Raw genomic sequence first — 25645 nt, 5'->3', positions numbered from 1 at the left:
CGCGGGGATGCCGGACTGAGCATGAGAACTCGAAATGCGCCGCAGCGGAGTATCTGGCTGGATCTATGGTTTGGCCTTTGTTTGCCATTTGGCCGCCATGATGGTCTGCATCAGCGGTCAATCAAATGTCACAGCGACGGAATTTGAGCCGCCGCCTTGCCCGACAGCAGCGCCGTCATGATCTCGGCCGCCGCGAGAGCGGCGATCACGGCGGGGCGCTTGTCCTTCACTATTTCGCCGCCGATCGGCGAGACCAGCCGGGCAAGGCCTTTTTCGGTGCCGCCGGCCGTCTTCAGATACCAGCTCTTGAAGGTCGCCTTCTTGGTCTTCGAGCCGATCATGCCGACATAGGCCGCGTCGTCGCGTTTCAACGCCTCGGCCACGATCAGGAAGTCGAGCGCATGGTCATGCGTGAGCACCACAAAAGCCGCACCCGCCGGCGCCTCGCGCACCATCTCTTCGGGCATCGGCGTGAGCCGTGTCGTCACCGGGTCGGGCATCGACTCCAGAGCGTCGGCCCGCGTTTCGACCACGATCGTCTCGACCGGTAGGAGAGCGAAGGCGGAGGCGAGCGCCAGGCCGACATGGCCGCCGCCGAAGACATAGACATGCGGCCGGCGTGCGTCTTCGGCCTCGGCGTCCCGGATCAGTTCCTGTCGCAGCGCATCGTCGATCGGCCGGATGCCAACCGCCACGCGCCCGCCGCAGCATTGTCCGATCTCGGGACCGAGCGGGATGTCGAGCGTGATGCCGGCCGTTCCAACTTGACGCTGCCCCTCATCCGCCCTTCGGGCACCTTCTCCCCGTGAACGGGGGGAAGGACCGGGCGGAGACGCCTCCCCGCTGACGGCGAGAGCGTCTGAAGCGGCGTCGATACCCGCTTCGGCGGCGAGCATGGGAGCTCGCCCCTTCAGCATCGCCCGAGCCTTGTCGATGGCCATGAATTCGAGCTGGCCGCCGCCGATGGTGCCGAAGATGGCCACGGGCGACACCAGCATCCAGGCGCCCTTCTCGCGCGGCGTCGAGCCCCTCGCCTCCGCCACCTCGACCAGCGCCGCCTCCGGCGAGGCGGCGAGGAAAGCAATGAGGCTGCGGGTGGTAGCGGTCATGACGAGGCCACCACACGACTATGGCGATTGGCGGCGCGGTCGCCGCAAGCAGTCTCTCCCCGTCCTTCACGGAGAGAAGACCGACGGCCGCAACCACTCGGCCAATCACCGGCAGGCCAGAGGGGGATCTCCACGAGCATCGCCATCTCCAATAGATAGTACGGCGATCGGACCTTGCTACTTCGCAGCTTCGGCGCGCAGCTCTTCTATCGCCATCAGCACACGTTCCGGCGTCGCCGGCGCGTCAAGCCGGGGACAGATCCTGTGGTCGGCCACGCTCGCCACCGCGTCGGACAGCGCATGCAGCACCGACATGCCCAGCATGAGGGGCGGCTCGCCCACGGCCTTCGAGCGGTGGATGGTCGGCTCGTGATTTTCCGGCCAGTCGGCAAGGGTCACGTTGAACACCTTGGGCCGGTCCGAGGCGAGCGGGATCTTGTAGGTCGAGGGCGCATGCGTCCTGAGCCGGCCCTTGTCGTCCCACCACAATTCCTCCGTGGTCAGCCAGCCCACGCCCTGGACGAAGCCGCCTTCGATCTGACCGAGATCGATCGCCCGGTTCAGCGAGCGCCCGGTCTCGTGCAGTATGTCGGTGCGCTCGATCATATATTCGCCTGTCAGCGTGTCGACCGAGACCTCCGAGCAGGACGCGCCATAGGCGAAATAATAGAAGGGATGCCCCTCGCCCTTGTCGCGGTTCCAATGGATTTTCGGCGTCTTGTAGAAGCCGGCCGCCGAGAGCTGGATGCGGGCGAAATAGGCCTGCCTCACCAGTTCGGCGAAGGGAATCTCCTGGTTGCCGATCCGCACCCGGTTGGGCAGGAACACGACCTGATCGGCCGGCACCTGGAACTTGTCGGCGGCGAAATCGGCGAGCCGCTTGCGGATCTGCCGCGCCGCGTTCTGCGCGGCCATGCCGTTGAGATCGGAACCGGACGAAGCAGCCGTGGCCGATGTGTTCGGCACCTTGCCCGTCGTCGTGGCGGTGATCTTGACCTTGTCGAGATCGATCTGGAACTCTTCGGCCACCACCTGCGCGACCTTGAGATAGAGCCCCTGCCCCATCTCGGTGCCGCCATGGTTGAGATGCACCGATCCGTCCGTATAGACGTGCACCAGCGCGCCGGCCTGGTTGTAGTGGGTGGCGGTGAAGGAGATGCCGAACTTGACGGGCGTCAGCGCCAGGCCCCGCTTGACGATGCGGCTGTTGTTGTTGAAGGCCGCGATCTCCCGCCGGCGTCGCGTATAGTTCGAGCTCTCCTCGAGTTCGGCGACGATGCGGTGGATGATGTTGTCCTCGACCTTCTGGTGATACGGCGTCACGTTGCGGTCGGTGGTGCCGTAGAAATTCCGCTTGCGGATGTCGAGCGCATCCTTGCCCGTGGCGAATGCAATCTCGTCGATGACACGTTCGGCCGCGACCATACCCTGCGGGCCGCCGAAACCGCGGAAGGCGGTGTTCGACACGGTGTTGGTGTAGAGCGGCGCCGAGCGCGCATGGACGTTCGGATAGAAATAGGCGTTGTCGCAGTGGAACAGCGCCCGGTCGGTCACCGGGCCCGACAGATCCGAGGAGAAGCCGCAGCGCGCCGCATAGCTGTAGTCGACGCCGAGGATGTTGCCTTCGTCGTCGAAGCCGACCTCGTAGTCGACCAGGAAATCGTGCCGCTTGCCTGTTGCGGTCATGTCGTCGTCGCGGTCCGGCCGGATCTTCACGGCGCGGCCGAGCTTCTTGGCGGCGATCGCGGCGAGCGCGGCGAACTGGTTCGACTGGGTCTCCTTGCCGCCGAAGCCGCCGCCCATGCGCCGGATCTCGACGGTGACCGCATGGCTCGGCACGCCGAGCGCATGCGCCACCATATGCTGGACCTCGCTCGGATGCTGGGTCGAGGAATAGACGGTGACGTCGTGGTCCTCGCCGGGAATAGCGAGCGCGATATGGCCTTCGAGATAGAAATGGTCCTGGCCGCCGATCCGCATCTTGCCGTTCACGCGGCGCGGCGCCTTGGCGATGGCCTCGCCGGCGTCGCCGCGCTTCAGCGTGAGCGGCGGAGTGACCAGCTTGTCCTTGTCAGGATCGAGCCCGCCGATGTCGATGATGGCGGGCAACTCCCTGTATTCGACAACAGCCAGCCGGCAGGCGCGGCGCGCCTCCTCGCGGGTCCCGGCGATGACCGCAAAGATCGGCTGGCCGTGGAACTGCACCTTGCCGTCGGCCAGCACGGGCTCGTCATGGCGTCCGGTCGGCGAAATGTCGTTTTCGCCCGGCACGTCCTTCGCCGTCAGCACGCAGACGACGCCGGGCGCGGCTCGCACCGCGGCGAGGTCCATCTTGCGGATGGTGCCATGCGCGACGGTCGCTAGACCGAGGCAGCCGTGGAGCGTGCCGGAAGGCTCGGGCATGTCGTCGATATAGACGGCTTCTCCGGACACGTGCTTGTGGGCCGAGTCGTGGCGCTGGTCGTTACCGACCCCGCCGGTGATCTTCGCCGCTTTCAGGTCGACTGTCGCGTGCCTGTTCATCGCCATTCCCCTCAAGCCGCTTCGTAGCGGGTAACCTGGATCGGTCCGGGCGTGCCGCTGGTTTCGGCGAAGAAACGCCGCAGCAGGTTCTTCGAGGCGAGCGCCCGGTAATCGGCCGAGGCGCGCATGTCGGTGAGCGGCGTGAAGTCCTTGTCGAAGGCGGCAATGGCCGCCTCGACCGTGGCCCCGGTCCACGGCCTGCCCATGAGCGCCGCCTCGACCGCCGCCGCGCGTTTCGGCGTGGCGGCCATGCCGCCATAAGCGATGCGGATGCTGCCGACCGTTCCATCCCTGGCGAGCGTCAGATGGAACGCGCCAAGCGTCGAAGTGATGTCCTCGTCGCGGCGCTTGGACACCTTGTAGACGGCGAAGCGACTCTGTTTCGCGGGCACGGGAACACGCACCGACTCGACGAATTCGCCGGGCCTGCGGTCCTGCTTGCCATAGGCGACGAAGAAGCTCTCGAGCGGGATCGTGCGCCGTTTCTTGCCCTTGCGCAGCGTGAGTTCCGCCCCGAGCGCGATCAGCGGCGGCGGCGTGTCGCCGATCGGCGAACCGTTGGCGATGTTGCCGCCGATCGTGCCCATGTTGCGGACCTGCTCGCCGCCGAGGCGATCGATGAGGGGCCCGAGCGCCGGGATATTTTTGGACAAGGACGCGAAGGCTTCGGTGTAGGTCACGCCTGCGCCGATCGTGATCGCCCCCTTCTCTTCCGTGATCGTGCGTAGCTCGTCGAGCCCGCCTATGAAGACGACGGGCGAGATCTCGCGCATGAACTTTGTCACCCACAGGCCGACATCGGTCGCGCCGGCCACGACGGTCGCCTCGGGTTCTGCCTCGAGCACCCTGGCGAAATCGTCGACATCGGCGGGCACCACCAGGCGCTTCCGCCCTTCGCCGATCTCGACCCGGGCCCCGTCGGCGAGCGCCGCCAGGCGCGCCGCCACGGCCTTGCGCTCGGCCGCCAGCGGGTCTTTCGCGGCCTTGCCGTAGTTCGATACGGCGCGTGCGGCGCGCATGATCGCCTCATAGCCGGTGCAGCGGCAGAGATTGCCCTGCAGGGCCTTCTCGATCGCCGCGTCGGAGGGCTGCGGGTTCTGCATCCACAGACCGTAGAGCGACATGACGAAACCCGGCGTGCAGAAGCCGCATTGCGAACCGTGGAAGTCGACCATCGCCTGCTGGACGGGGTGGAGCTGGCCGTCGCTTCCCTTGAGATGTTCGATGGTCACGACATGGGTTCGTTCGAGCGATCCGAGGAAGCGGATGCAGGCGTTGACGCTTTCATAGACGAGCCGGCCGTCGACCAGCTTGCCGATCAGCACGGTGCAGGCGCCGCAGTCGCCCTCGGCGCAGCCTTCCTTGCTGCCGCGCAGCGCACGGCGCAGCCTCAGATAGTCGAGCAGGGTCTCGTCGGGCGCGACGTCGGCCAGCGAGACGTCCTCGCCGTTGAGGATGAAGCGGAGCGTGTTTCGGGTCTTCACCTTGGCCATGCTCAGCTCCCGCGATAGGTCGAATAGCCATAGGGCGAGATCAGCAGCGGCACATGGTAATGCGCGGCCTCCGCCATGCCGAAGCGGATCGGCACGATGTCCAGGAATGCCGGCTGAGGCAGCGCGGCGCCCTCCCGGCGCAGATAGTCGCCGGCGGAAAAGACCAGCTCGTATTCGCCGGCCGCGAACTCCGCTCCCTGCAGCAGCGGGGCATCGCAGCGTCCGTCGTCATTGGTCGTGACGGTCTTCAGATGCGTGCGGGTCTCGCCGCTCAGGCGGTAGAGCGAGATGGATAGGCCCGCGGCGGGCTTGCCGGATGCCGTATCAAGTACGTGGGTCGTCAGACGCCCGGTTTTCTCAATCGACATTCGGCCTCCCATTGCCGGTACATTCGAACGCGAACGGTAATCTATGCCCGAATTGAGGGCTATGCATTAGAGGCCAAGGATAAAACCCGGTGAAGCGGAGCGTCACAAAAAGACTTTCAAAAATTTTCGAGGGAATGAAGCCCCGGCCCTTTGATATCCTGCCTTTGGCAATTCGGAGAGTTCGATGCGTTACGTCAGAGACATGCGCGGCTACGGCGCCAATCCCCCCGATCCGAAGTGGCCGGGCGGCGCCTATATCGCGGTTCAGTTCGTCGTCAACTACGAGGAAGGCGGCGAGAATTGCGTGCTCCACGGCGACGCCGCATCCGAAGCCTTCCTGTCGGAGATCGTTGGCGCACAGCCGTGGTCCGGCCTCCGTCATTGGAACATGGAATCGATCTACGAATATGGTGCGCGGGCCGGCTTTTGGCGGCTGCATCGCATGTTCGTGGAAACCGGCGTGCCGGTCACCTGCTACGGTGTAGCCACGGCGCTCGCCCGCTCTCCCGACCAGGTCGCGGCCATGCAGGAAGCCGGCTGGGAAATGGCCTCGCACGGCCTGAAGTGGATCGACTACCGCGACTACGGCGCCGAGGACGAGCGCCGTGACCTGGCCGAAGCGGTCCGGCTGCACGCCGAGGTCACCGGCGGGCGGCCGACAGGCTGGTATACGGGACGCACATCCGCCAACACCGTCCGGCTGGTGGCGGAAGAAGGCGGCTTCGACTACGTCTCCGACACCTATGACGACGAACTGCCCTACTGGCTCGATCACGACGGCCACGGCAACCCGATCCGGCCGCAACTCGTCATTCCCTATACGCTCGACGCCAACGACATGCGTTTCGCGACACCCCAGGGCTTCAACTCGGGCGACCAGTTCTTCGCCTATCTGAAGGATGCCTTCGATACCCACTATGCCGAAGGCAAGGCCGGCCGGCCGCGCATGATGAATATCGGCCTGCACTGCCGGCTTGTCGGCAGGCCAGGCCGCGCCGCCGCACTCCGCCGTTTCATTGACTATGTGAAGAGCCACGACAAGGTCTGGCTCGCCCGGCGCATCGATATCGCCCGCCATTGGCATGAGCATCATCCCTACAGCGCGCCGGCGCTGCGTCCCTCGCGCCTCGGGCGCGACGAGTTCGTCGCGAAGTTCGGCGGCATCTTCGAGCATTCGCCCTGGATCGCCGAGCGCGCCTTCGATCTCGAACTCGGCCCGGCCCATGACAGCGCCGGCGGGCTGCACAATGCGCTGTGCCGGGTGTTCCGCTCAGCCAGCGAAGCCGAAAGGCTCGGCGTGCTGACGGCGCATCCGGATCTCGCGGGCAAGCTCGCCCAGGCGAAGCGCCTGACAGCGGAATCGACGAGCGAGCAGGCTTCGGCGGGGCTCGACGCCCTCACCGATGCTGAACGCGAGCGTTTCACCAGGCTGAACGCCAACTATGTCGCCAGCTTCGGCTTCCCGTTCATCATCGCGGTGCGCGGCAAGACCAAGGCCGAGATCCTGGCTGCCTTCGAGACCCGGATCGGCAACGACCGCGCCACCGAATTCGCCACAGCCTGCCGGCAGGTCGAGCGCATCGCCCTGCTCAGGCTGAAAGACATTCTGCCCGCCTAGGAAACGTGCCCATGGTCGACCGCACCTATTACGCCCCCCGGGGCGGACATCCCCCGCAGAGCCAGCTCCTGACCGGCCGCGCCGTGTTCACCGAAGCCTATGCGATCATCCCGAAAGGGGTGATGCAGGACATCGTCACGAGTTTCCTGCCGCACTGGGAAGGCACGCGGCTCTGGGTGTTGTCGCGCCCCCTGTCGGGCTTTGCGGAAACCTTCTCGCAATACATCATGGAAGTTGCCCCCGGCGGCGGCAGCGACAGCCCCGAGCCCGACAGCACCGCGGAAGGCGTGCTGTTCGTCGTCGAGGGCGAGATCGCCGTCACGGTCGCGGGAAGGAAGCACATCGTCGAAAAGGGCGGGTTCGGCTTCCTGCCTCCCGCGAGCCGCTGGTCGCTGCGCAACGAGAGCGGCGGCACGGCCCGTTTCCACTGGATCCGCAAGAGCTACGAATTCGTCGACGGCATCGACATTCCCGAGGCCTTCTTCGCCAACGAGGCCGGGATCGAGCCGAGTGCGATGCCCGGCACCGACGGCGGCTGGGCCACGACCCGCTTCGTCGACCCGGCCGACCTGCGCCACGACATGCATGTCACCATCGTGACGCTGAAGCCGGGCGCGGTCATCCCCTTCGCCGAGACCCATGTCATGGAGCACGGGCTCTATGTGCTCGAAGGCAAGGCCGTCTACAGGCTCAACCAGGATTGGGTCGAGGTCGAGGCCGGCGACTTCATGTGGCTGCGCGCCTTCTGCCCGCAGGCCTGCTATGCCGGCGGCCCCGACAATTTCCGCTACCTGCTCTACAAGGACGTCAACCGACACATGAAGCTCGGCGCAGGCCGGCGATAGAGCATCGGATTTGCCCCGAAACCGGGTCCACTTTCGTGTCCGATGCTCCAAGCGCGGCTGACGCCAGACTGGAGGAAAATGCCATGCAGCGGATCGTCGCCAGGATCCTGACGCGGGAGAATTTCGCCGAGTTCGGCGACGTGATCGACACCGCGACGGACAATCACTATCCGATCAACGGCGGCAAGGCCGAGCGCTACCATGCCCTGGCCCGGGCCGAGGCGGCCGGGCCGAACGGCCATGTACTGATCAATCTGTTCAGGGGCACCCCTTACGATTTTCCCTTGACGCTTTCGATGGTCGAGCGCCATCCCTTCGGCAGCCAGGCCTTCATCCCGCTGTCGCCGCACCCCTTCGTCGTGGTGGTCTGTCATGACGGCGAGGACGGCCCGGCGACGCCGCATGCCTTCCTGACCAGGCCCGGCCAGGGCGTGAACTATCCGCGAAATCTCTGGCATGGCGTGCTGACGCCGGTCGGCGAGCCGCAGGATTTCGTCGTCGTCGATCGCGGCGGCGACGGCTCCAACCTCGAGGAGTTCCACTTCGCGCATCCCTATGAGATCCATCTCCCCGTGGAGGACTGACCCATGACCGACGTCTCGCTGATCGACCGGCTGTTCGATGTGATCGAGCACGACATCGTGCCGAAAACGGCCGAAGGTGTGGCCCACGGGAACAAGCTGTTCGGCGCCGCCATCCTCAGGAAGGATGATCTCTCGCTCGTGCTCGCCGAGACCAACAACGAGACGGAGAATCCCCTCTGGCACGGCGAGGTGCACTGCCTGAAGCGTTTCTACGAGATGCCGAAGGCGGACCGGCCCGACACGAAGGATTGCGTGTTCCTGGCCACGCACGAACCCTGCTCGCTCTGCCTGTCGGCGATCACCTGGACCGGCTTCGACAATTTCTACTACCTCTTCAGCCACGAGGATTCGCGCGACTCCTTCGCTATTCCCCACGACCTGAGGATCCTCAAGGAGGTCTTCACGCTCGAACCCGGCGGCTACAACGCCGAGAACGCCTATTGGAAGAGCTTTTCGCTGCGCAAGCTGATGCGTCAGTTGCCCGAGGCCGAGCGCGCCCGGCTGGAAGCGCGCGCCGGAGCAATCGCGGCCCGCTATGATGAATTGTCCGACACCTATCAGTCCGGCAAGCAGGACAACGACATTCCGCTGAACTGACTGCGCCTGGCTTGATTTGCCACCTTTAAGGTGGCAAATATCACGCGGTGGAGAAGCGTCGGCCGACATACGATCTCAATGCGATCAAGGCAGCGATCGGATCGGTCGAGACGCTGGCCATAACGACGTCTGCGTTGCGAAGCGCGGTCGCACTCGGTTTCGATCGAGCGGGCATCGCCGAAACGATCAATGCCATCGATCGCCGGATGTTCGTCAAATCGATGACGACATTTGCGGACCATCGGATGTGGCAGGATGTGTACCATGTGCCAGCTCGCGGGTTCATTCTCTATGTGAAGTTTCAGGCGGATGTGATGACGGAATTCGCCGTCATCTCGTTCAAGGAGCAGTGACGATGGCGACGAAAGCGGAACCGCATCGGACGATGATTTCTCCGGAATCCGGAGAAACACTGACTCGCGGCGTAAGGCCATTCGCTGTCGTCTACAAAGGCGAGAGCGTCGTCGTCGATCTGCCCGGATATTACCCGGCCGGGGAAGGCGAAGGCATTCATGTCGGTGACGACATGAATGTCGTCGACGAGGCCCTGCGTATTCTCAAGGAAAAGTTGGACGGCGTACCTACGCCCGCAACCATCCGCCGCCTTCGCATGAAGCTCAAGCTCTCGCAACGGCAGGCAGGGAGTCTCTTCCGAGTGGGGGAGAATGCGTTCGACAAATATGAGCGCGGATTGGTGGAGCCCAGCGGCCCGACGATCCAGTTGATGGTGCTCCTTGACAAGCATCCGGAGCTCGCAGGCGAACTGCGGCAAGAATAGTCTTCGCCGATCGCGATCACCGATCCCGACGCCGCATCAGTGAAAACCGTCACCGAATTCCTGCCCAGTTGATCATGGGCCCTGCACCGGCAGCCTCGTGTGTGCGAAAGATGGACCATCAACCCCGACAATCCCCTGTCGGCGCGTGGCGCGACGCATTGGACACAGACGCTGTCGCGAAAGGAATGGTCCGTACGCACGGAAACCTTCAGCCTCATGCGGTCCGGCGCGGAGATTTTCCATCTGACCAGGCGCATCGGAGCTTGTGAGGGCGAAAGTCTGGTCTTCGAGTGCGATTTCGAAGAGACGATCCCGTCGCGACCATCTCTGACCGGGAGCGCCTTGGTCCAGCATGCATTGCCAATTACGCCACCGAATGTCGCATTCGGCCTTGCGGCATGGTTTCCGTTGCGGCCAATATTCCCTACACAAAAATCATAAAAAATACCCTTGGTCAGTACCAACGGAGTGAGGAGCACTCGATGTCCAATGAGCTGGAATTCCTGAGCAGACGCGTTGCCGCCGGCAAGATGAGCCGGCGTGATTTTCTCGGCCGCGCCGCAGCGCTCGGCGTCGCCGCATCTTTCGCCAACACGCTTCTTGGCAGTGCAGCCAGGGCTGCAGGCCCGGTCAAGGGCGGTACCTTGAAGGCCGGCTTGGTCGGCGGCGAGGCCACCAACAGCCTCGATCCGGCAAGTTTCCTGAGCCAGGTGCCTTTCAATTTCGGCAAATGCTGGGGCGAGTATCTCGTGCGGTTGAACCGTGACGGCTCCCTGGAGAACCGCATCGCCGAGGAGATCGGCGCCTCCGACGACGGCAAGACCTGGACGATGAAGATCCGCGACGGGATCGAGTTCCACAACGGCAAGACGGTGACGGCGCAGGATGTCGCTGCGACGCTCGAGCGACATTCGGACGCGAACTCGAAGTCCGGCGCGCTCGGCGTCATGAAGGGCCTCTCCGCCATAAAGGCCGACGGCAAGGAGGTGATCGTCACGCTCTCCGAGCCGGATGCCGACTTCCCCTATCTGATGGCCGATTATCACCTCATCATCCAGCCCAATGGCGGCAAGGACAATCCGAGCGAGGGCGTCAGCGCAGGCCCCTACAAGGTCACCGTCAATGAGCCGGGTGTCCGCCAGGGCGGCGAGCGCTTCGAGAATTTCTGGGGCGGCGACAAGATGGGGCATGCCGACCAGGTCGAGATCATCGTCATCAACGACGCCACTGCGCGCACGGCCGCGCTTCAGAGCGGCCAGGTGCATCTGATCAACCGCGTCGAGCCGAAGATCGTCGACCTGATCAAGAACATTCCCGGCGTCACGATCCAGAACGTCGCCGGGCGTGGGTTCTATCCGTTCAACATGTTCTGCGACACGCCTCCGTTCGACAACAACGACGTGCGCATGGCGCTGAAGCTCGCGATGGATCGCGAGGAGATGCTTGAGAAGATCCTGCGTGGCTACGGTTCGGTCGGCAATGACTTCCCGATCAACAAGGCCTACCCGCTTTTCTCGGACGACATCGAGCAGCGCAAGTTCGATCCGGAGAAGGCCGCGTTCCACTACAAGAAGTCCGGCCACAGCGGCCCGATCCTCCTCAGGACATCCGACGTCGCCTTCCCCGGCGCGGTCGATGCCGCCCAGCTCTACCAGCAGAGCTGCGCCAAGGCCGGCATCACCATCGAGGTCAAGCGCGAGCCGGGCGACGGCTACTGGTCGGAGGTCTGGAACAAGCAGCCCTTCTCGCTCTCCTATTGGGGCGGCCGCTCGACGCAGAACCAGATGTACTCCACCGCCTATCTCTCCGGCGCCGACTGGAACGACACGCGCTGGAAACGGCCTGAATTCGACAAGATGGTGCTGGCCGCGCGCGCGGAACTCGACGAGGCCAAGCGCAAGGCCATGTATCGCGACATCGCCATCGTCATGCGCGACGAAGGCGGGCTGATCGTCCCCTTCTTCAACGAGTTCATCGACGCGTCGAACGACAAGGTGGCCGGCTACGAGAAGCACCCCGCCGCCGAACTGATGGACGGTTACGCGCTCGCCGAGTGCTGGGTCGCGGCCTGAGTCCAGGCTGCCCGATGCGCTCTCCCATCGTGAAACTGGTTGCCCAGCGCATAGCGCTGGGCATCCTCTTGCTCCTGGCCGTTTCGGTCCTGATTTTCGCCGGCACGCAGATCCTGCCCGGCGACGTCGCGCAATCCATCCTTGGCCAGTCGGCCACGCCGCAGGCGCTGGCCAATCTGCGCGAGGAACTCGGCCTCAACGATCCCGCCTATGTCAGATATTTCCGCTGGCTCGGCGGCGTGCTGACAGGCGACCTCGGCACCGCGCTCACCAGCCGGCAGGATATCGCCGGATCGCTCGGCGGCCGGCTGTCGAATACGCTGTTCCTGGCCTTCTGGGCCGCGATCCTGTCGATCCCGCTGGCAATCGCGGCGGGGCTGATCGCCGTGCGCTACCGCAACGGGCCGGTCGACAAGACGATATCAGGCATCGCGCTCGCCTCGACCTCGCTGCCGGAGTTCTTCATCGGCTACCTGCTCGTCTATTTCGTCGCGGTGAAGCTGCAATGGCTGCCCAGCGTCTCGACGGTCTATGACGGAATGCCCTTCCTCGACCGGATGAGAGCCATCGCGCTCCCCGCATTGGCGCTGACCTTCGTGGTCTTCGCCCATATGATGCGCATGACGCGCGCGGCGATCCTCAACGTCATGCAGTCCGCCTATATCGAGACGGCGGAGCTCAAGGGCCTGTCGCCGCTCGACATCATCCGCCGGCACGCTTTCCCGAATGCGATCGCGCCGATCATCAATGTGGTGATGCTCAACCTCGCCTTCCTGGTGGTCGGCGTCGTGGTGGTCGAGGTCATCTTCGTCTATCCCGGCATGGGGCAATATCTCGTCGACCACGTCGCCAAGCGCGACGTCCCGGTAGTGCAGGCCTGCGGCCTGATCTTCGCTGCGGTCTATATCGGGCTCAACATCGTCGCCGACATCGCCGCGATCATCGCCAATCCGCGGCTCAGGCATCCGAAATGAGGGGGCGGCGATGCTCGACCTGAAACGCATTCCGCCGGGCGCCTGGCTCGGCCTCATCCTGACGACGGCATTCCTCGTCATGGCGATCTTCGCCCCGCTGCTGTCGCCCTATCCGATGAGCGAGATCGTCGGCGACGTCTGGCAGCCGTCTTCGGCCGACCATTGGCTCGGCACCGACAATCTCGGCCGCGATCTCCTGTCGCGCATCATCTACGGGGCGCGGACCACGATCTTTATCGCGGCGGCGGCGACCGCCCTCTCCTTCGGCCTCGGCTCGATCCTCGGCTTCTCTGCCGCGGTGATCGGCGGCTGGGTCGACACGGGAATGTCGCGCCTGGTCGACCTGTTGATGGCGATCCCGACCCTGATCTTCGGACTCGTCATCCTGTCGGTTCTGCCGTCCACGCTGACGACACTGATCCTGGTGATGGGGCTGCTCGATTCCACCCGCGTCTATCGCCTGTCGCGGGCGGTCGCGGTCGACATCAACGTCATGGATTTCGTCGAGGCGGCCAAGCTGCGCGGCGAGGGCTGGAGCTGGATCATCTTCCGCGAGATCCTGCCCAACGCACTGTCGCCGCTGGTCTCCGAACTCGGCCTGCGGTTCATCTATGCCGTGTTGTTCCTCTCCGCGCTGTCCTTCCTCGGGCTGGGCGTCCAGCCGCCGGAGGCCGACTGGGGCGGCATGGTCAAGGAGAACAAGGACGGCATCGTGTTCGGCGTGCCGGCGGCGCTGATCCCGGCAGCGGCGATCGCGCTTCTCGCCATCTCGGTGAACCTCGTCGCCGACTGGGTCCTCAACCGCACGACCGACCTGAAGGGAGGGCGGGGCAATGGCTAGGAAAAGCGTCGTCAAGAAGGACAGCGAACGCCTTCTCGACATCCGCAATCTCAGAATAGAGGCGACCGTCTACCCGCCCGGCGAGGATCCGCGCACCATCATCATCGTCGACGGCGTGTCCCTCACGCTCAATCGTGGGCGCGTGCTTGGCCTGATCGGCGAGTCCGGCGCAGGCAAGTCCACCATCGGTCTCGCCTCCATGGGCTATGGCCGCGGCGGCGTCAGGATCACGGGCGGCGAGGTCATCCTCAACGGCCGCGACATATTGCAGGGCGGCAAGCAAGGTCTGCGGCAGCTTCGCGGCTGCGAGGTCTGCTATGTCGCGCAGTCGGCGGCCGCAGCATTCAATCCCGCGCACCGCCTGATGGACCAGGTTGTGGAATCGTGCCTCGAGCACGGCCTCGCCAGCCGCGCCGAGGCGGAGAGGCGCGCCGTCGCGCTGTTCAGGAAACTCAGCCTTCCGGACCCCGAGAATATCGGCAAGCGCTTTCCGCACCAGGTTTCCGGCGGCCAGCTGCAGCGCGTCATGACGGCGATGGCGCTGTGCCCCGAGCCCGATCTCATCGTCTTCGACGAGCCTACCACAGCGCTCGACGTGACGACCCAGATCGACGTGCTCGCCGCGATCAAGGAGGCGATCCGCGACACCGGTGTGGCCGCGCTCTACATCACCCACGACCTCGCGGTCGTGGCCCAGGTCGCCGACGAGATCATGGTGCTTCGCCACGGCAAGCTGGTCGAATGGGGTGAGACACGCCAGATCATCAAGGAGCCGCGCCAGCAATATACCGGCGCGCTCGTCTCGGTGAACCGCATCGAGCACGAGGAGCACAAGCCGGGCAAGACGCCGCTTCTTTCGGTCGGCAATCTGACGGCCGCCTATGGCGGCGGCCTGGTCAAGGTGCTGAAGAACGTGTCCGTCGACATTCCGCCGGGCCAGACGCTGGCCGTGGTCGGCGAATCCGGCTCCGGCAAATCGACGCTGGCGCGGGCCATCACCGGGCTGCTGCCGCCGCTGGAAGGCACCATATCCTTTGCCGGGCGCAGGCTGGCCAACCGTCTGGCGGACCGCAGCAAGGACGATCTGCGCGAGCTGCAGATGATCTACCAGATGGCCGATGTCGCCATGAACCCGCGACAGACCGTCGGCACCATCATCGGCCGGCCACTGGAGTTCTATTTCGGCCTGAAAGGCGGGGAACGCGATGGCCGCGTCGCCGAACTGCTCGACAAGATCGAGATGGGCAAAGGCTTTGTCGACCGCTATCCGGCCGAGCTTTCGGGCGGCCAGAAGCAGCGTGTCTGTATCGCGAGAGCGCTCGCCGCCAAGCCGAAGCTGATCATCTGCGACGAGGTGACGAGCGCCCTCGACCCGCTGGTGGCGAACGGCATCCTGAAGCTTCTGCTCGAACTGCAGAAGGAGGAGGACGTCGCCTACATGTTCATCACGCATGATCTGGCGACGGTGAAGGCGATCGCCGATTCGATCGCCGTCATGTATCGCGGCGAGGTGGTGCGCTACGGACCGAAATCTCAGGTGCTGACGCCGCCCTTCGACGCCTATACCGACCTGCTGCTGTCCTCCGTGCCAGAAATGGAGATCGGCTGGCTGGAAGGCGCGATCAAGGGCCGCCGCATGGAAAGTGCGGGGAACTGAAGGTCAACAGGTGATATCCCTCGTTCCCCCTCTTTTCGAGCGAGTAGCGAGTAGCGAATAGCGAGTAGCGAATAGGAAAGGGGTGACAGCGACGGCTCGCGGGACTGCCGCGCCCTCTTTCCTTCCCCTATTCGCTATTCGCTATTCGCTACTCGCTACTCGCTATTCGCTCAAAAGCAAGGTGAGGGATTTTCAACAAACGGAACCGCTGAGAAATGCCCCTGAAATCGAAACTGCTGCTGATCATTCTGGACGGCGTACCCTATCGCAACTGGCGTCGCCTGATGGGCAATCTCGAAGGCTGGGTGCAGTCGGGCGAAGCGCGCGTCTGGCAGATGCGCTCGGTGCTGCCCTCGACCTCGGCCTGCTGCTACGCGTCCATCCACACCGGCGTGCCGCCGCAGGTCCACGGCATCCATTCGAACGAGGTCCGATTCCGCGTCGAACAGCCCGATCTCTTTTCCGAGATCACCCGGGCCGGCGGCAAGACGGGCGCCGTCACCCATTCCTACTGGTCCGAGTTCTTCAATCGCTGCCCCTTCGATCTCGTCGAGGACATGGAATATGACGAGCCGGGCGGGCCGATCACACATGGCCGCTTCCACACCATGACCGGCTACAACAACAAGAACCAGATGACGCCCAGCGACATCGATCTGTTCGCGACGCTGACCATGCTGACGAAGCGCTTTTCGATCGACTACGGCATATTGCACACCTGCACGCTGGATTCGATGGGCCATCGCTACGGCCACGACTGCATCGAGATGGACCATGCATGCTACGCCATGGACGGCATGCTCGCCGCCTTCCTGCCGCGCTGGCGGGCAGCCGGCTACGAGGTGATCGTTACCGCCGACCACGGCCAGACCGATCGCGGCCATCACGGCGGCAGGGAGGACGAGCAGCAGGATTTCGCGCTCTATTATTTCGGCACCGCCAGCGGTCCAGAGAGCAGCGTGCTGCTCGATCAGCTCCAACTCGCGCCGACGATCCTCGGGCGTCTCGGAGTGCCCGTGCCCTCGACCATGACGGCACGAGCTTTCCTCGAATAGCTTCGGGCGTCTGTTAGCAACCCAACAAACGGCACTTGTCAGAGGATGAAATCGTCCCCGAGCGCATAGGCGCGGATGTAGTCGATCTTCATCTCGGCCGGCGTGGCGAGGCCGTCGGTCGGCGTGCCGGCCAGCCCGCCCACCGCGAGATTGGCAATCATGTACATCGGTTCGTGCATATCGTCGGGCGTCGGAGCACGCGCGACCTCGACGTCGTCGTAGAACCAGATCAGTTCATCCGGGGTCCACAGGAGCCCGTAGCTGTGGAAGCCTTCGGTGTCGGACACATGGACCGACGTCGCCGCCGTGGTGTGGCTGCCCGACGCATTGCTGTGCGCGGTCAGGATGAGCTCGTTGGGATTCTGGCCGCGCATCTCTATCACGTCGAGCTCGGGAGGCCACGATCCGTCCGCCGGCAGCAGCCAGAAGGCCGGCCACACGCCCTGCCGCTCCGGCATGTCGGCCCGAATCTCGAAATAGCCGTAGGTCTGCGTGAAGCTCTCATAGGTCGTCAGCAGGCCGGATGTGTATTCGTAATTGTTGATGTAGGGCCGAATCGCGCCGGGCGCCCGGGCGGCAGTGATCGTCAGCACGCCATCGTCGATGCTGAACGGCGTGACCGACTTGGTCGGACCATAGTCGGTGTCGATATACCATTGGCGCTCATTGTTGCTGGACAATGTGCTGCCGTTCGGCGCTCCCCACCAGAAGTTCGAATCCCATGTGCCGCTGGTGCCGTTCCACAGGTCCAGCCTGTCGAACTCGTCTGCGAAGGACGGCCGGAGCGCAGACCTGTCGATCTCGAGCTTGAACTGACCGGCGCTGAGCTCGGCGATGGTCTTGTTGGCGAAGACCAGGAACTCGTCACCCGAGAGGTTCAGCCTGACATCCGCCCCCGACTGCACCATCTTCGCCTTGACTGCGTCGAAGGAGGTGAATCCGTAACCGCCGATACGGATCACGTCGGCCGCCTGGAAATCGACGATCAGATCGCTGCCCTTGCCTTTCGAGACGACAAAGACGTCACCGCCGGCCCCGCCGATCAGGACGTCGTCTCCGTAGCCGCCATCGAGCGTCTGCCGGCCCGAGCCTCCGGTGATGATGTTGTCCTGGTCGTTTCCGAAAGCGTAACGCTTGTCGCCGGTGACGGTCAGGTTCTCGAAGTTCCTGGGCAATTCATAGCTCATCCAGGTGGAGATGGTGTCGACGCCGCCGTCTCCGAATTCGACCGCCTTGTTCTTCGAGGAATAGAGATAGTAGGTGTCGTCGCCCTTGCCGCCATACATCGTTACCGAGACGGCGGCATCGCCGTAAAGTGCGTCGTTCAGGGTCGTGCCATAAAGCGATGGCCCTGAATTGGTCGCCGAGAACCACCTCTGTGGCGATCCGCTGTAGAAAAGAGGGACGCCGTTGGCGTTCAGTATGCTAGCAGCCATCGATCACGCTCCTTTGCCCGCCGAAAACCTGACTAGCATCGATCGGGCGAGGATGCGGGTTGTTAGCCGGCTTCGACCTTCAAAAAAGCTAACGAAGCGTTACCGCGTACAATCGGTCAGTACGGCCACTCGCCCTTGCCGAGTGCCTTCACCGCGTCGACGATGCGGGTGAAGCTCGTGCGCGCCCGTTCCACGGTATGGCGCGCCCTGAGATAGCCGTGCACCAGCCCTGTCTCCTCGCGCGAGAAGGCCTTGCCGCCTGCCGCGCGCACGCGGTCGCGATAGGCCTCGCCGTCGGAGGACAACGGATCGCATTCTGCCGTTATGATGACCGTCGCCGGCAGCGAAGAAAAATCCGGATCGCGCATCGGCATGTAGCTGACGTCGTTGGAGACGTCGGCGCCGCCGGTGCGGATGTCCTTGTAGAAAAGCAGATCGCGCATGGTCAGCATGGGCGCGTCCGCATGGGTCACATAGGAACCCTTGGTGACGTCGCCACCAAGGCCGGGATAGATGAGCACCTGTCCGATGGGCGCGCGGGCGTGACCGCGCGTATGATGCGCCACCGCCGCCGCGAGATTGCCGCCGGCACTGTCGCCGCAGAGCAGGATCGGCTGCGAATAGGTCGAGGCGGCCCATTCGAAGGCGCCCATGGCGTCGTTGAATGCCGCCGGATGGATATGCTCCGGCACCAGCCTGTAATCGACCGAGACGACCTCGTACCCGGTGCGCGCGCAGAGCTCGGCGCACACATCGTCATGGCTTTCCAGCCCGCCCAGGATGAAGCCGCCGCCATGGAAATAGAGCACCATTGCCGAAGCGTCCGGCGTGGCCGGGCGGTATATGCGGATCGGGATCGCATGGGTCGGTGTCTCTATCGCCGAATCCTGCGCGGTCATGCCCTGCGGATAGCCCGCGAAGAACTCCCGGCACATCCGATCGTAGATTTCGCGCTGCTGGGTGATCGTGTAGTCGATCGTATCAGGCGGGTAATAGGCATTGGTGCGCTCGATGAAGGCCCGGGTCTCGGCGTCGATGAGCTTGCTGTAGTCGGTCGTCATCTATCGTCCTTTCCACACCGGATCGCGCTTTTCGGCAAAGGCCCGGAAACCTTCCAAATTGTCCTCCGAGGCATAGAGCTCGTCGACGGTCCGAAACTTCCGCTTCGTGATCCAGTTGATCGCGTCCTGGAACTCCATCGCCTCGGCCCTGCGGGCCACTTCCTTGATCGCGGCGAAGACCAGCGGTGGGCCGCCCGCCAGAAGCCGCGCGATCTCCCAGACCCTGTCCTCGAGATTTTCGGCCGACAGCACCTCGTTGACCAGCCCCCAGCGATGCGCCTCCTGCACGTCCATCCAGCGGCCGGTGAGCAGAAGGTCCATGGCCACGTGATAGGGAATGCGCTTCGGCAACTTTATGGTCGCGGCATCGGCCAGTGTGCCGGCGCGGATCTCCGGCAAGGCGAAAGACGAATGATCGGAGGCGTAGATGAGGTCGCAGGACAGCGCCAGTTCGAAGCCGCCGCCGACCGCCATGCCGTTGACGCAGGCAATGACGGGCTTGTTGAGGTCCCGCAGCTCCTGCAGCCCGGCAAAGCCGCCGACACCGTAATCGCCGTCGACGGCGTCGCCGCCGGCCGCCGCCTTCAGGTCCCAGCCGGCCGAGAAGAACTTGTCGCCGGCGGTCCGGACGATCGCAACGCGCAGTTCCGGATCGTCGCGGAACGACTGGAAGGTGAGGCCCATGCCGCGCGACGTCGCGAGGTCGATCGCATTGGCCTTCGGCCTGTCCAGAGTGACTTCGAGGATGGCACCCTCGCGGCGGGTCTTGATCACATCGGACATGGCTGCTCGGCTCCAATCTTGCGGTGGCTCTCGCGGTGTGATGCGGCCGGAACCTCGCTGACGACCAGCAGCGCATCGGCGATCCAGGCGCCCTGACCTTCACCGCAGACGATCAGCGGATTGATGTCGAGCTCCTCGATCGTCTCGGCCTCGGTGACGGCGAATGCGGCAATGGCGAGCACCGCGTCGAGCGCCGCGTCGAGATCGGCCTTGGGCCGGCCCCGATAGCCGTCGAGCAGCGGGAAGAGCTTCAGCCCGCGCAAGGCGGCTTCGACGTCGCCCCTGCGCGCCGGCAGAAGCAATGTCGCGGAATCCTTCAACAATTCGACGAGCACGCCGCCGAAGCCGATCGTCATGACCGGTCCAAACAGCGGATCGCGCGTGATGCCGACGATCAGTTCGGCCACGCCGCCCGACACCATGCGCTCGACATAGAGGCCTGTACCCAGTCCGGCAAGGCTCTCCGCGGCGACACGAACCGCCTCGCCGTCGCGGAGGTCGAGCTTCACCGCGCCATGTTCCGACTTGTGCGCGAGGCCGAGCGCCTTGAGCGCCACCGGAAAACCCAGGGCCCGCGCCGCCGCGACCGCTTCGTCCGGGTTCGAGGCGTGACGGCCGGGGGGCACCGGAAGGCCATGGGCGGCCAGCATTGCCTTCGCTTCTGCCTCGTCGGACGTGCGCCCGGCGCATCGTTCGCACGAACCCGTCTTGTCGGCGACGGCCGGCGCCGCGCCTGCCACCCACGCCTCGCCGATCGAAGCCGCAGCCTCGGCCGCGTCGATCGCCTCGGTAATGCCGCAGAGGGGCACGATGCCGCGCGCGATGAGGTCGGCGCAATATTCCTCCGGCAGGTTCTCCGGCAAAGAGGCGACGATCGCGCCCTTTGCCGAATTCGTCCTCAACGCGGCTTCGAAGGCACGCAGCGTCGGGAACCAGTCGGCATCGGAGCAGCGATCGCCGCGCGGGAAATCGATGACCAGCATGTTGAGATCGAAGCCGCCCGAGACCATCGCCGTAAAGGCGGCCGTCATCGCCGGTTCGTTGTTCCAGATGAAGGTGTGGTAATCGAGCGGGTTGGCGACCGCCACCAGCGGCCCGAGCGTCGACTTCACTTGCGCCCGATGCGCCTCGGTGAGCGCAGGGAAATAGACGCGCCGGCCTTCCGCACTGTCGGCCATGACCGACGCCTCACCACCCGAACAGCTCATCGAAGACAGCCGATGGCCCCGGAGCGGTCCTGCCGCGTGGACCAGCTTCAGCGCCTCGAGAAAGGATGGGATCGTATCGACGCGGGCTATCCCCAGACGCTTCAGGAAAGCGTCGGAAGCCGCATCCGAACCGGCCAGCGACGCCGTGTGCGAGATCGTCGCGGCCCGCGCCTGCTCCGATCGGCCGACCTTCATCGCGACGACAGGCTTGCCCAGTTCGCGAGCACGCGCCGCCAGCCTCTCGAAACCGGAAGCGGAATCGAAGCCCTCGATATGCAGGCCGAGCGCGGAGACCCGATCGTCCTCGATCAATCCAAGCGCCATCTCCGAAAGGCCGGTCTGGGCCTGGTTGCCGGCCGTCATCACATAGGCGACCGGCAGGCCGCGCTTCTGCATCGTCATGTTGATGGCGATGTTGGAGGATTGGGTGACGATCGCGACGCCCCGCCCGCCTTCGGCGAGCCTGATGCCGCCATGCTGGTCCGGCCACAGCAGCGCACCATCGGCATAGTTGATCAGACCGTAGCAGTTAGGACCGATTATGGGCATGGCGCCGGCGGCGTCGAGTAGATCCTGCTGCAGGCGTTCGCCGTCCTCGTCATAGTCGCCGGTTTCCAGGAAGCCTGCGGCAAAGCAGACCGCGCCGCCCGCCCCGCGCTCGCCGAGCTCCCTGACGACATCGAGCGTGAGGTGCCTGTTGACGCCGACAAAGGCGGCATCGGGGGCATCAGGCAACTCGCCCACCGAACGATAGGCCCTGACGCCGGCCACCTCATCCTTGGAGGGATGGACCGGCCAGATGTCGCCGGAAAAACCCATCATCAGCGACTGCCGGACAACAGCGGCCGCCTGCACACCGCCGAAGACGGCGATGGAGCGGGGACGCAGCAGGCGTTCAAGCCGATGCATGAACGCCCCTCTCTGGCTCAGCTAGGGGATGTACACATCTCGCAAAGCCCGACCGTTGGCGCAGGTTCGAAAGCAGGTGAGACCATTGAAGAGTGTGACCGCCGCGCTTCGGCGAGTACCCCTCATCCGACCCAGCCAGTATTTCGGCCGCACTGTTGAGCTCGTCATAACTGCCGGGGCCGAAATACTGTCTGGGCCACCTTCTCCCACAAGGGGAGAAGGCAGGATTGCAGAGGCGTTGCCGCCAACCTTCAACGCTGGCGATTTGCGGAACTGTCAAAGCCAGGCTCCCCCTTCTCCCCTTGTGGGAGAAGGGGGCCCAGCCTGTATTTCGGCTTAAGCCGTCGTGCCGGACTGGAGGGTGAAGCCGAAATACAGGGTGGGTCGGATGAGGGGTGCTCTCCGGAGTGCGGCGGTGGATGCGCATCGCGGTACTATCCACCCACGGCGCGCAGCAGCGCGCGCGAGATGATGTGGCGCTGGATCTCGGATGTGCCTTCCCAGATGCGCTCGACCCTGGCGTCGCGCCAGATACGCTCGAGCGGCAGGTCGTCCATGAGACCCATGCCGCCATGGACCTGGATAGCCTCGTCGGCCACGAAGGCGAGCATCTCGGTGGCCTTCAGCTTGGCCATGGCCATGTCCTGATCGGTGACCGTGCCCTGGTCGTATTTCCAGCCGGCCTCGAACACCATCAGGTCGGCAGCCTTCAGTTCCGTCGCCATGTCAGCCAGCTTGAAGGAAACGCCCTGGAACTTGCCGATCTGCTGTCCGAACTGCTCGCGCTGCGCGGCATAGTCGACGGCGTGGCCGAGCGCGCGCTCGGCACGGCCGAGGCATGTCGCGGCGACTTGGAGCCGTGTCGCTCCGAGCCAGCTGTTGGCGACCTCGAAGCCCTTGTGGACCTCGCCCAGCACCTGCTCCTTGTGCAGGCGGCAGTCGTCGAATTCGAGGATCGCATTCGTGTAGCCGCGATGCGAGACGTTGCGATACCCCTCGCGAACGGTGAAACCCTTGGTCCCCTTGTCGACGAAGAAGGCGGTGATCTTCTTGCGCTTGCCGCGCGGGCTGTCCTCCTCGCCAGAGGCCATGAAGACGATGGCGAAATCGGCGAGGTCGGCATGCGAGATGAAATGCTTGGTGCCGTTGAGCACCCAGTCGTCTCCGTCCTGCACCGCGCTGGCCTTCATGCCACGCAGGTCAGACCCGGCGCCGGGCTCGGTCATGGCAAGGCAGTCCCATTTCTCGCCGCGCACGCACGGGAACAGATATTTCTCGCGCTGCTGCGGCGTGCCGGCGAGCAGGATGTTGGAAGGCCGCGCCACGCAGGTCCAGTGAAGCGCGTAATTCGCCCGGCCGAGTTCCTTTTCATAGAGCAGCCAGGTGACGGTATCGAGCCCGGCCCCGCCCACCTCGGTGGGCATATTGGCGGCGTAGAGACCGGCCGCGATGGCCTTCGCCTTCAGCTCCTCGATCAAGTCGCGCCTGAGATGACCGCTGCGCTCGACCTCCGCCTCATGCGGATAGAGCTCGTTCTCGACGAAGGCCCGTGTCGTCTGGACGATCAGCTTCTGCTCTTCGGAGAGGCCGAAATCCATGGGTTCACCCCTTCTTCTTGCTGCCCGGCTTCTTTCTGTGCTTGCCGGCCTTGGCTTCCTTGACCACCTTGTCGGCCTTGACATCCTTGGCTGGCTTCTCGGCCTTGGCCTTGCCGGATTTCGCGGCCTTTGCAAGCTGCTTCGTATAGTCCTTGTGCAGTTCGCCCGCGCCCCAGCCCTTGCCCTTGTTCTGCCTGGACAGGGCTTCCATGATGGCGACCAGATTGTCGTCGCGGATCCGCTCCAGCTCACGGATCGACAGGCCATTGGCCTGCTCGTCGGACTGGTCGGCGATCTTGTCGACCAGCTCGTCGGTCAGTTCGGGAACGTCGGTCAGCTTGGTCCAGGGCCACGCCAGGCACGGGCCGAACTGGGCGATGAAGTGGCGCATGCCGGCTTCGCCGCCGGCGATGCGGTAGACCTGGAACATGCCCATCTGCGCCCACCGTATGCCGAAGGAATAACGCATGATGTCGTCGAGTTCCTCGACGGTGGTGATGTCGTCCTTGATCAACCACAGGGCCTCGCGCCACACCGCTTCGAGCAGGCGGTCGCCGACGAAGGCCTCGATCTCCTTCCTGATGACGACGGGCTTCATGCCGATCGAGGCGTAGAGCACGCGCGCCTTCTCGATCGCCTTCTTCGACGTCTTCTCGCCGCCGACGATCTCGACCAGCGGCAGGAGATAGACCGGGTTGAACGGGTGGCCGACGACCAGCCGTTCAGGACGCTTCAGCGCCGTCTGCATGTCAGTCGGCTTCAACCCTGAGGTCGATGAGCCGATCAGTGCGCCCTTCGGCGCATGGGCGTCGATCTCCGCCAGCACCTTGTGCTTCAGGTCCAGCCGCTCCGGAACGCTTTCCTGGATGAAGTCGGCCCCGGCCACCGCCTCCGCGATGGTTTTGGCATAGGTGATCCTGCCCTCCTTGGGCAGACCGCCCGGCGCCATCTTGCGATAGGCGCGGCGGGCTCCTTTCATCACTTCGTCGACCTTGCGCGCCGCTTCCGGATCAGGATCGAAGACAGCCACGTCGATGCCGTTGAGGACGAGGCGCGCAACCCAACCTGCGCCGATGACCCCGCCGCCGATGGCGGCGGCCTTGTTGATCGGGCCCATCGTCCTACCACCGCTTCTCGAGCTTGAGCTTCTTGCGCACGTCGGCCGCGCTCATCACGCGCGAGCCCATGCCTTCCGCGACCTTGACGGCCCGCTCCACCAAGTCCCCGTTGGTTGCGAGCACGCCCTTGTCGAGCCAGATATTGTCCTCCAGCCCGACGCGGATGTTGCCGCCGCAGGCGAGCGCCACTGCCGTATAGGGCAGCTGGTTGCGGCCGATCGAGAAAGCCGAGAAGACCCAGTCGGACGGGAGGTTCGCGGTGAGCGCCGTCAGCGTGGCGATATCGTCGGGCGCCCCCCACGGTATGCCCATGCAGAGCTGCACCATGACCGGATCGTCGAGCAGGCCCTGGCCGTGCAGCCATTTCGCCAGCAGCAGATGGCCGGTGTCGAAGATCTCGACCTCGGGTTTGACGCCATGCGCCTGGATCTGGCGCGCCATCTCCTTCAGCATCATCGGCGTATTGGTCATGATGTAGTCCTGCTCGCCGAAATTCATCGTGCCGCAGTCGAGCGTGCAGATCTCCGGCAGCAGCTTGGCCACATGGGCGAGCCGCTCCGTGGCGCCGGCCATGTCGGTGCCAACGGTGGCGGGCGGCAACGGTGTCTCGACCCCGCCGAGCGTGAGGTCGCCACCCATGCCGGCGGTGAGGTTCAGCACGACGTCGACACCCGACTGCTTCATATGGTTCACCACCTCCTCATAGAGATGGACGTCGCGTGCGCCCTTGCCCGTTTCGGGGTCGCGGACATGGATATGGGCGATCGCAGCACCCGCATTGGCGGCCTCGATTGCGGCATCGGCGATCTGGCGCGGCGTGATCGGAACCTTGTTGGAACGGCCGGTGGTGTCGCCCGAACCAGTGACGGCGCAGGTGATGAATACGTCGCGGCTGGGATTGAGACCCATGGAAGCTCCTCCTTTGCGGGTATGTGCGCTGTCGCGTCGTGCCAACGCCGTGTGCGCATCTTGCGCACCGTGAAGCGCCTTTGCCCATTTCAGCGCATAATCCCCTGAC

General features: G+C 64.5%; 22 protein-coding genes. 11 read left to right on the top strand and 11 right to left on the bottom strand.

What is annotated here, in order from left to right; translation table 11 throughout:
• Positions 1-128: 128 nt before the first annotated feature.
• The 4 genes from xdhC to uraH all read right to left on the bottom strand — a co-directional run bounded on the left by xdhC (position 129) and on the right by uraH (position 5493).
• Positions 129-1109: a xanthine dehydrogenase accessory protein XdhC gene (gene xdhC / locus JN280_RS13005; protein ID WP_202312707.1), complete on the bottom strand. Its 981-nt coding sequence runs from the start codon at positions 1107-1109 to the stop codon at positions 129-131.
• 177 nt (positions 1110-1286) lie between these two features.
• Positions 1287-3632: a xanthine dehydrogenase molybdopterin binding subunit gene (xdhB, locus tag JN280_RS13000; protein WP_202312706.1), complete on the bottom strand. Its 2346-nt coding sequence runs from the start codon at positions 3630-3632 to the stop codon at positions 1287-1289.
• Between the two features lie 11 nt (positions 3633-3643).
• Complete coding sequence (gene xdhA, locus JN280_RS12995) at positions 3644-5125, bottom strand: xanthine dehydrogenase small subunit (protein WP_202312705.1); 1482 nt, start codon at positions 5123-5125, stop codon at positions 3644-3646.
• 2 nt (positions 5126-5127) lie between these two features.
• The gene (gene uraH, locus JN280_RS12990) at positions 5128-5493 is read right to left on the bottom strand and encodes a hydroxyisourate hydrolase (RefSeq protein WP_202312704.1); all 366 of its coding nucleotides are present in this window, start codon (positions 5491-5493) and stop codon (positions 5128-5130) included.
• A gap of 184 nt (positions 5494-5677) precedes the next feature.
• On the opposite strand from uraH, the gene puuE reads away from it, so the two are divergent.
• From puuE to JN280_RS12935, 11 genes are all read left to right on the top strand, one after another.
• Positions 5678-7111, top strand: a complete 1434-nt coding sequence (gene puuE / locus JN280_RS12985) for an allantoinase PuuE (RefSeq protein WP_202312703.1) — start codon at positions 5678-5680, stop codon at positions 7109-7111.
• 11 nt (positions 7112-7122) lie between these two features.
• Positions 7123-7956, top strand: a complete 834-nt coding sequence (locus tag JN280_RS12980) for a bifunctional allantoicase/(S)-ureidoglycine aminohydrolase (protein WP_202312702.1) — start codon at positions 7123-7125, stop codon at positions 7954-7956.
• 83 nt (positions 7957-8039) lie between these two features.
• A complete protein-coding gene (locus JN280_RS12975; RefSeq protein WP_202312701.1) occupies positions 8040-8540 on the top strand; it encodes an ureidoglycolate lyase in 501 nt (166 codons plus the stop codon).
• A gap of 3 nt (positions 8541-8543) precedes the next feature.
• On the top strand, positions 8544-9137 hold the full coding sequence (locus JN280_RS12970) for a nucleoside deaminase (protein ID WP_202312700.1): 594 nt from the start codon (positions 8544-8546) through the stop codon (positions 9135-9137).
• Positions 9138-9184: 47 nt separating this feature from the next.
• On the top strand, positions 9185-9490 hold the full coding sequence (locus JN280_RS12965) for a type II toxin-antitoxin system MqsR family toxin (protein ID WP_202312698.1): 306 nt from the start codon (positions 9185-9187) through the stop codon (positions 9488-9490).
• A gap of 2 nt (positions 9491-9492) precedes the next feature.
• Entirely contained in the window at positions 9493-9915 is a 423-nt protein-coding gene (locus tag JN280_RS12960) for a type II toxin-antitoxin system MqsA family antitoxin (protein WP_202312696.1), read from the top strand.
• 482 nt (positions 9916-10397) lie between these two features.
• A complete protein-coding gene (locus JN280_RS12955) occupies positions 10398-11987 on the top strand; it encodes an ABC transporter substrate-binding protein (protein WP_202312694.1) in 1590 nt (529 codons plus the stop codon).
• Positions 11988-12001: 14 nt separating this feature from the next.
• A complete protein-coding gene (locus tag JN280_RS12950; RefSeq protein WP_202312692.1) occupies positions 12002-12961 on the top strand; it encodes an ABC transporter permease in 960 nt (319 codons plus the stop codon).
• A gap of 10 nt (positions 12962-12971) precedes the next feature.
• Complete coding sequence (locus tag JN280_RS12945) at positions 12972-13802, top strand: ABC transporter permease (protein ID WP_202312690.1); 831 nt, start codon at positions 12972-12974, stop codon at positions 13800-13802.
• The gene (locus JN280_RS12940; RefSeq protein WP_202312688.1) at positions 13795-15459 is read left to right on the top strand and encodes an ABC transporter ATP-binding protein; all 1665 of its coding nucleotides are present in this window, start codon (positions 13795-13797) and stop codon (positions 15457-15459) included. The genes JN280_RS12945 and JN280_RS12940 overlap by 8 nt, the downstream gene beginning before the upstream one ends.
• 215 nt (positions 15460-15674) lie before the next feature.
• Positions 15675-16514: an alkaline phosphatase family protein gene (locus JN280_RS12935; protein WP_202312686.1), complete on the top strand. Its 840-nt coding sequence runs from the start codon at positions 15675-15677 to the stop codon at positions 16512-16514.
• A 38-nt stretch (positions 16515-16552) separates the two neighbouring features.
• On the opposite strand, the gene JN280_RS12930 is transcribed toward JN280_RS12935, so the two are convergent.
• From JN280_RS12930 to JN280_RS12900, 7 genes are all read right to left on the bottom strand, one after another.
• Positions 16553-17950, bottom strand: a complete 1398-nt coding sequence (locus tag JN280_RS12930) for a family 16 glycosylhydrolase (protein WP_202312684.1) — start codon at positions 17948-17950, stop codon at positions 16553-16555.
• Between the two features lie 116 nt (positions 17951-18066).
• The gene (locus tag JN280_RS12925) at positions 18067-19011 is read right to left on the bottom strand and encodes an alpha/beta hydrolase (protein WP_202312682.1); all 945 of its coding nucleotides are present in this window, start codon (positions 19009-19011) and stop codon (positions 18067-18069) included.
• The gene (locus JN280_RS12920; protein ID WP_202312680.1) at positions 19012-19794 is read right to left on the bottom strand and encodes a carnitinyl-CoA dehydratase; all 783 of its coding nucleotides are present in this window, start codon (positions 19792-19794) and stop codon (positions 19012-19014) included.
• On the bottom strand, positions 19782-21911 hold the full coding sequence (locus tag JN280_RS12915) for an acetate--CoA ligase family protein (protein ID WP_202312679.1): 2130 nt from the start codon (positions 21909-21911) through the stop codon (positions 19782-19784). The genes JN280_RS12920 and JN280_RS12915 overlap by 13 nt, the downstream gene beginning before the upstream one ends.
• Positions 21912-22345: 434 nt before the next feature.
• Entirely contained in the window at positions 22346-23509 is a 1164-nt protein-coding gene (locus JN280_RS12910) for an acyl-CoA dehydrogenase family protein (RefSeq protein ID WP_202312678.1), read from the bottom strand.
• A gap of 4 nt (positions 23510-23513) precedes the next feature.
• Positions 23514-24626 (bottom strand): carnitine 3-dehydrogenase, encoded by a 1113-nt coding sequence (locus tag JN280_RS12905; protein ID WP_202312677.1) that lies wholly within the window; start codon positions 24624-24626, stop codon positions 23514-23516.
• 4 nt (positions 24627-24630) lie between these two features.
• Complete coding sequence (locus JN280_RS12900) at positions 24631-25536, bottom strand: 3-keto-5-aminohexanoate cleavage protein (protein WP_202312676.1); 906 nt, start codon at positions 25534-25536, stop codon at positions 24631-24633.
• Between the last annotated feature and the right edge of the window lie 109 nt (positions 25537-25645).

This window comes from Mesorhizobium sp. L-8-10, from assembly GCF_016756635.1.
Taxonomy (GTDB): Bacteria; Pseudomonadota; Alphaproteobacteria; order Rhizobiales; family Rhizobiaceae.
This window is presented reverse-complemented; position numbering and strand designations above follow the sequence as displayed.

Excerpts from the sequence above, each read along its gene's own strand:
- xdhC (WP_202312707.1), bottom strand. The coding sequence starts at position 1,109 with ATGACCGCTACCACCCGCAGCCTCATTGCTTTCCTCGCCGCCTCGCCG.
- xdhB (WP_202312706.1), bottom strand. The coding sequence starts at position 3,632 with ATGAACAGGCACGCGACAGTCGACCTGAAAGCGGCGAAGATCACCGGC.
- xdhA (WP_202312705.1), bottom strand. The coding sequence starts at position 5,125 with ATGGCCAAGGTGAAGACCCGAAACACGCTCCGCTTCATCCTCAACGGC.
- uraH (WP_202312704.1), bottom strand. The coding sequence starts at position 5,493 with ATGTCGATTGAGAAAACCGGGCGTCTGACGACCCACGTACTTGATACG.
- puuE (WP_202312703.1), top strand. The coding sequence starts at position 5,678 with ATGCGTTACGTCAGAGACATGCGCGGCTACGGCGCCAATCCCCCCGAT.
- JN280_RS12980 (WP_202312702.1), top strand. The coding sequence starts at position 7,123 with ATGGTCGACCGCACCTATTACGCCCCCCGGGGCGGACATCCCCCGCAG.
- JN280_RS12975 (WP_202312701.1), top strand. The coding sequence starts at position 8,040 with ATGCAGCGGATCGTCGCCAGGATCCTGACGCGGGAGAATTTCGCCGAG.
- JN280_RS12970 (WP_202312700.1), top strand. The coding sequence starts at position 8,544 with ATGACCGACGTCTCGCTGATCGACCGGCTGTTCGATGTGATCGAGCAC.
- JN280_RS12960 (WP_202312696.1), top strand. The coding sequence starts at position 9,493 with ATGGCGACGAAAGCGGAACCGCATCGGACGATGATTTCTCCGGAATCC.
- JN280_RS12955 (WP_202312694.1), top strand. The coding sequence starts at position 10,398 with ATGTCCAATGAGCTGGAATTCCTGAGCAGACGCGTTGCCGCCGGCAAG.
- JN280_RS12950 (WP_202312692.1), top strand. The coding sequence starts at position 12,002 with ATGCGCTCTCCCATCGTGAAACTGGTTGCCCAGCGCATAGCGCTGGGC.
- JN280_RS12945 (WP_202312690.1), top strand. The coding sequence starts at position 12,972 with ATGCTCGACCTGAAACGCATTCCGCCGGGCGCCTGGCTCGGCCTCATC.
- JN280_RS12940 (WP_202312688.1), top strand. The coding sequence starts at position 13,795 with ATGGCTAGGAAAAGCGTCGTCAAGAAGGACAGCGAACGCCTTCTCGAC.
- JN280_RS12935 (WP_202312686.1), top strand. The coding sequence starts at position 15,675 with ATGCCCCTGAAATCGAAACTGCTGCTGATCATTCTGGACGGCGTACCC.
- JN280_RS12930 (WP_202312684.1), bottom strand. The coding sequence starts at position 17,950 with ATGGCTGCTAGCATACTGAACGCCAACGGCGTCCCTCTTTTCTACAGC.
- JN280_RS12925 (WP_202312682.1), bottom strand. The coding sequence starts at position 19,011 with ATGACGACCGACTACAGCAAGCTCATCGACGCCGAGACCCGGGCCTTC.
- JN280_RS12920 (WP_202312680.1), bottom strand. The coding sequence starts at position 19,794 with ATGTCCGATGTGATCAAGACCCGCCGCGAGGGTGCCATCCTCGAAGTC.
- JN280_RS12915 (WP_202312679.1), bottom strand. The coding sequence starts at position 21,911 with ATGCATCGGCTTGAACGCCTGCTGCGTCCCCGCTCCATCGCCGTCTTC.
- JN280_RS12910 (WP_202312678.1), bottom strand. The coding sequence starts at position 23,509 with ATGGATTTCGGCCTCTCCGAAGAGCAGAAGCTGATCGTCCAGACGACA.
- JN280_RS12905 (WP_202312677.1), bottom strand. The coding sequence starts at position 24,626 with ATGGGCCCGATCAACAAGGCCGCCGCCATCGGCGGCGGGGTCATCGGC.
- JN280_RS12900 (WP_202312676.1), bottom strand. The coding sequence starts at position 25,536 with ATGGGTCTCAATCCCAGCCGCGACGTATTCATCACCTGCGCCGTCACT.